Annotated in this window: 1 protein-coding gene; it reads right to left on the bottom strand. The window is 61.8% G+C overall.

Annotation, left to right across the window (positions count from 1 at the left end; genetic code table 11):
• Window positions 1–76: 76 nt before the first annotated feature.
• Window positions 77–280: a cold-shock protein gene (locus K7B10_RS39160; protein WP_008734853.1), complete on the bottom strand. Its 204-nt coding sequence runs from the start codon at window positions 278–280 to the stop codon at window positions 77–79.
• Window positions 281–521 lie beyond the last annotated feature (241 nt).

Below are 521 nucleotides of genomic sequence, written 5' to 3'. Positions count from 1 at the left end.
GCACCGCGGGAAATGCATGCAGCTGGGGCCCGCACCCCGAGGGATGCGGGCCCCAGCTGCAGAACGTGTGTCAGCGTCAGGCGGGAACGATGTTCTCGGCCGTCGGGCCCTTCTGGCCCTGCGCGATGTCGAAGGTGACCTTCTGGCCCTCGTTCAGCTCGCGGAAGCCCTGGGCGGCGATGTTCGAGTAGTGGGCGAACACGTCAGCGCCGCCACCATCCTGCTCGATGAAGCCGAAACCCTTTTCCGCGTTGAACCACTTGACGGTACCAGCAGCCATGTCATATCTCCTTTGGGGCAATACAGCAACGCCTACACTGTGCAGACGTCGTGTCGCCGCGATGATGCCCCGCCCGGAAATTGACCGGGAAATACAAAGCGCTTCTTGCCGGCCCGAAGTCCGGCTGAAGGCGCTTGAAATTCTTGGGTACCAAAACTGCAACCGAGATCGACAGTAGCACGCTGCGGCGGCTTGTGTGCGCTGAATATTTCCTGCTGCCGCGTGGCGGTAGGAACTCTCC

The sequence above is a fragment of the Streptomyces flavotricini genome, from assembly GCF_020639365.1.
Lineage (GTDB): Bacteria > Actinomycetota > Actinomycetes > Streptomycetales > Streptomycetaceae > Streptomyces > Streptomyces flavotricini.
The sequence above is the reverse complement of the archived record's forward strand: the minus strand, read 5'-3'. Positions and strand labels throughout refer to the sequence as shown.

Excerpts from the sequence above, each read along its gene's own strand:
- K7B10_RS39160 (WP_008734853.1), bottom strand. The coding sequence starts at position 280 with ATGGCTGCTGGTACCGTCAAGTGGTTCAACGCGGAAAAGGGTTTCGGC.